At 69.9% G+C, this 4,244-nt stretch carries 3 protein-coding genes and 3 pseudogenes; 3 read left to right on the top strand and 3 right to left on the bottom strand.

Features of this window, described 5'->3' with window-relative positions; all coding sequences use genetic code 11:
* Window positions 1-197 precede the first annotated feature (197 nt).
* Together IEZ15_RS46265 and IEZ15_RS43475 are read right to left on the bottom strand one after the other, a co-directional pair.
* Window positions 198-418, bottom strand: a pseudogene (locus tag IEZ15_RS46265) (HoxN/HupN/NixA family nickel/cobalt transporter); the annotation flags it as partial.
* Window positions 419-465: 47 nt separating this feature from the next.
* Entirely contained in the window at window positions 466-1,620 is a 1,155-nt protein-coding gene (locus IEZ15_RS43475) for a cation diffusion facilitator family transporter (RefSeq protein ID WP_189282448.1), read from the bottom strand.
* A gap of 9 nt (window positions 1,621-1,629) precedes the next feature.
* On the opposite strand from IEZ15_RS43475, the gene IEZ15_RS43470 reads away from it, so the two are divergent.
* Complete coding sequence (locus tag IEZ15_RS43470; protein ID WP_189282447.1) at window positions 1,630-1,989, top strand: ArsR/SmtB family transcription factor; 360 nt, start codon at window positions 1,630-1,632, stop codon at window positions 1,987-1,989.
* 525 nt (window positions 1,990-2,514) lie between these two features.
* Window positions 2,515-3,336, top strand: a pseudogene (locus tag IEZ15_RS43465) (RNA-guided endonuclease InsQ/TnpB family protein); the annotation flags it as partial.
* A 43-nt stretch (window positions 3,337-3,379) separates the two neighbouring features.
* Here IEZ15_RS43465 and IEZ15_RS43460 read toward each other — a convergent pair.
* Window positions 3,380-3,973 carry a site-specific integrase gene (locus IEZ15_RS43460; RefSeq protein WP_373302778.1) on the bottom strand — a complete coding sequence of 198 codons (594 nt, stop codon included), beginning with the start codon at window positions 3,971-3,973 and terminating at the stop codon, window positions 3,380-3,382.
* Window positions 3,974-3,986: 13 nt separating this feature from the next.
* Here IEZ15_RS43460 and IEZ15_RS43455 point away from each other — a divergent pair.
* Window positions 3,987-4,244 (top strand): annotated as a pseudogene (locus tag IEZ15_RS43455) (transposase); the annotation flags it as partial.

Raw genomic sequence — 4,244 nt, 5'->3', positions numbered from 1 at the left:
CGACTACGGCGTCGTCGGCGATCTCTTCCAGGTCGTCCCCCAGCTCACCGACGAGGTCAAGTCCCGCAAGGGCTGACCCGCCGTCCAGCCGCACCCCCCTTTTTCGACGGTCCGGGGCCGCACGGTGTGAACTCACCGCGCGGCCCCGGACCGTTTCCGATCACAGACGATGATGCAGCCGGCGTTGCCCGGGTCGGGCCGGAGATCCAGCCGACGACCGAGTCCCGCAGATCGATCTTGCCGTGCAGTACGTTGACCAGCTCGATCGTGCCGATGAGGAAGGCGACGGCGATCGACAGGCCCGTGATGGCAAGGTTGCGGAAGACTTCGCTCACCGGGTCGGAGAAGGCCTACTGGTGGGGTTCATGAACGTCCCGTCGAGCGTGTCGAACAGGCCCATCCCGGCGGCGAACAGCACGACCGGCGAAGTTCTCGCGATCCTGGTGCCGTTGCGGCTTTCTCGGCTCAGGTCGCGTGGTGTGCCAGGACCAGGTGCGGGTCCGGGGCACCCGGCGCCGGAGTCGGGTCGGCATGGACCAGGGCCGCGGTCAGCTTCGGTACGGCGTGCAGCAGGGCATGCTCGGCCTCCACGGCCACCTGGTGGGCTTCACGCGCATTCAGCTCGCCGTCGACGACGACCGCGACCTCCGCACGCAGCCGGTGGCCGATCCAGCGCAGCCGCAGCTCACCCACCGCCCTTACGCCCGGCACTCGTCCCAGCGCGTGCTCGGCCGCGTCGACCAGGGCGGGATCGACGGCGTCCATCACCCGGCGGAAGACTTCCCGGCAGGCGTCGCGCAGCACCAGCAGAATCGCAGCGGTGATGACCAGACCCACGATCGGATCGGCAAGCCGCCAGCCGATCGCGGCACCGCCTGCACCCAACAACACGGCGAGCGAGGTGAATCCGTCGGTTCGGGCATGCAGTCCGTCGGCGATCAAGGCAGCCGAGCCGATCTCGCGTCCGACTCGGATGCGATAGCGGGCCACCCACTCATTGCCGACGAAGCCGACCACGGCCGCGGCAGCGACAGCGGGCAGATAGCCGATTCCCTGCGGGTTCAGCAGCCGGTCGATCGCGGTCCAGGCGGCAAAGAACGCGGAGGCCGCAATGGTCAGCACGATGACGATGCCGGCCAGGTCCTCGGCCCGCCCGTAGCCGTAGGTGAAGCGGCGGTTCGCCGCCCGGCGCCCCAGGACGAAGGCCACGCCCAGCGGCAGTGCGGTCAGTGCATCGGCCGCGTTGTGCACGGTGTCGCCGAGCAGAGCGACCGAGCCGGACAGGACAACCACCACAGCCTGCGTCACAGCCGTGACACCGAGCACCGCGAGAGAAATCCACAGCGCCCGCATGCCCTGCGCGGAGGACTCCAGGGCACGGTCGACCTTGTCGGCGGACTCGTGCGAGTGCGGTTTCACCAGGTGGCCGAGCCGATGCCGCCACCGCGCCCGGCGGCCGATGTCACCGCGCCCATGGGCATGCCCGCTGTCGCGCCCGTGCTCATGGTCGCGAATGTGCCGGTACTCGTGCGGGTGGTGGGTGTGTCCAGGCTGCTCGCTCACGGTCCGGCCTTTCGACGCGGGACGGGGATGTGGACACCGCAAGGCGCCCTGACCCATTATGTGCACATGAGCGCACGCATGCACCTATCACCTGCACACGGTACGCACCCGCTGGATCCGGGCGCCGAACAGCTCACCCACGCCGCCGCGGTCCTGGGCCTGCTCGCCGACCGCACCCGGCTCGCACTGGTGCACACCCTCGGCAAAGGTGAAGCGGATGTCACCACACTGACGGCAGCCTGCGGAGCCGCTCGTCCGGCGGTCAGTCAGCACTTGGCCAAGCTGCGACTGGCGGGGCTCGTGTCCGTACGCAAGGAGGGTCGGCGCATGATTTACGGCCTGACCAACGGGCACTTGCGACACGTGGTCGACGAAGTCCTGAAACTCGCCGACCACCACCTCAGCGGCGCTGCCGTCCACGACTGAGCAGCGGGCCTCCGCGAGACGGTGGAGGCGGTGCCGCAGCAGGCGTTGAGGCCGACGCCGTACAGGCTCGTCACCACCACCCCGGCGGGCAGCGGCGGGCCGGCCGCGGCCTCGGCCACACCAGAAGCAGGCGGTTCGTTCGCATCGGCAGGCGCACTCCGTGACTCCTCCCCGTCCTGAAGGACGGGGCTTCTCGCTATGCCTGGTTGCGTTGCGACGGACCAGCCCGGAAATCTACCGGCCGTCACCCGAACCCGGCACAATCACCCGTATGGCGATCACCACGAGCGCGCCGCCCACGCGCAACACCCCCGTCGCCCTGGCCCGGGGATTCCTGACGGGTGGCGCGACCGGGACATCGCCGCGGCCTCACACCGGTGTGGCCGCCTCGTCGGCGAGGTCGACCGGCCGGGGCGGCGGTCCGTTCCGGCGGCGAAGCCCGCGACGGTCCGGGCGAGGGCGAAGGCAGCCTGAAGTGACCTCGCGGCCCGGCGGGTTGGAGGTACCCGAAGAGTCCAGGACCGGGTGATCGCCGAGACACCTGGCTACCCGCGCTTTCGTGGGGTGAACTGGTTCGACACTGTGGATTTCCCCAAAGACGGCGACGGCTGCCGGTGGAACCCCACCCCGCACGACTCGGTCACACGAGTGCGTTTCCAGGGCTTCGGGCACGTCAAGGTCAACCAGCACCGTGCGGTGGCCGGCAAGGTCAAGACCGTCAGCGTCAAGCGCGAGGGCCGCAAGTGGTTCGTCGTGCTCACCGCCGAGCAGGACCGGCCCGAACCGCTGCCACCCACGGGCAGCGTCGCCGGCATCGACCTGGGCATTGCCTCGTTCCTCACCGACTCCAACGGCGTACACGTCCCCAACCCGCGCCACGGCCGCAAGGCCGCCGCGAAGCTCGAAACCGCGCAGCAGGCCCTGAGCCGGTTCCCGCGCCGCAAAGCCGAAGACCGCACGAAAAACCACCAGCGGGCCGTGGAGAAGGTTGCCACGCTCCACGGCAAGGTGCGCCGCCAGCGGCTCGACCACGCGCACAAGACCGCGCTCGCCCTGGTCCGTGAGCACGACTTCATCGCGCACGAAGACCTCGAGATCCGCAACATGAGCAAGGCCCCCACGCCGAAGCCCGATCCCGGAATGCCGGGCATCTTCCTGCCCAACGGGGCAGCGGCGAAGGCCGGGCTCAACCGTTGCATCGCCGATGCCGGATGGGGGGTGTTCCTGACGATCCTGTACGTCAAGACTGAGAGCGCCGGACGGGAAGTGATCGCCGTGGACCCCCGCAACACCTCCCGGACCTGCCCCGAATGCGGGCACACCGCCAAGGAGAACCGGCCCACCCAGGGATGCCGGTAAGAACGCTGTCACCAGCCGCAAACGAGGGGTGTCACGTCCGGCGACGTGCGGCGGGGTCGCGCTCTGCGACGTGTCGGGCGACCGCGTCGACTCCGGGGCGGGCGTACCGCTCCAGAGAGCGGACGGAGGCGTGCCGGGAGCGGGCCAGCAGCATCGGAGTGGAGGTACCGCCCTCGGCGTCGTGTGTCAGGGCACTGTGGCGAAGCCGGTGGAGTGTCCAGCCGTCCAGGTCTTCGATGCCCTCAGGTGAGGCGAGCGGGTTGGCCAGGAGCCGGGTGTTCTCCTCGCAGATCTCCTCAGCCCGGCGGTAGGAGAGCCGCCCCCGGTTGGTTTCGGGGCATACGTCGAGCGTCGGCGTTCCGGCCGGGGCCCTGCGGTCGGTGAGGAACAGCGGGCCGCGGGTGCGTCGGGCGATCAGGCGGGGCAGGAGCTGGGCGGTGCCGGACTGCCAGTGAATCCACTCGGTCGCCCCGCCCTTGGCAGTGATCTCCCCCCGCTTGCCCTGCGGGTACAGGTCTTTCACGTTGAGGCACAGCAGCTCATCGGCCCGCGCCGCGGACTCGTAGAGCATCTTCCACAGCGTCTTCTCCCGCAGGGCGCCGTCCAGGCGCCACAGGGCGGCGATCTGGTTCTCGGCCAGGGCCTTGGTGCGCGAGCTCTACCTGCCCAAGTCCTGGACCGAGGACCGCGAACGCTGTCGGGCCGCCCGTGTCCCCGACGACCGCGTGTTCGCCACCAAGGGCGAACTGGCGCGGGCCGTCATCCTGCGGGCCCTCGCCTCGCCCCTGCCCATCGGCTGGGTCACCGCGGACTCCGCCTACGGCCAGGACTCCCACTTCCGCCGCTTCCTCGAAGACCACCAGCTCTCCTACGTCGTGGCCGTCCCGAAGTCCCAG

This window comes from Streptomyces atratus (genome assembly GCF_014648655.1).
In the GTDB taxonomy this organism is placed as follows: domain Bacteria; phylum Actinomycetota; class Actinomycetes; order Streptomycetales; family Streptomycetaceae; genus Streptomyces; species Streptomyces atratus.
This window is presented reverse-complemented; position numbering and strand designations above follow the sequence as displayed.

Coding starts and splice junctions, on each gene's coding strand:
- IEZ15_RS43475 (WP_189282448.1), bottom strand. CDS start 1,620: ATGGGTCAGGGCGCCTTGCGGTGTCCACATCCCCGTCCCGCGTCGAAA.
- IEZ15_RS43470 (WP_189282447.1), top strand. CDS start 1,630: ATGAGCGCACGCATGCACCTATCACCTGCACACGGTACGCACCCGCTG.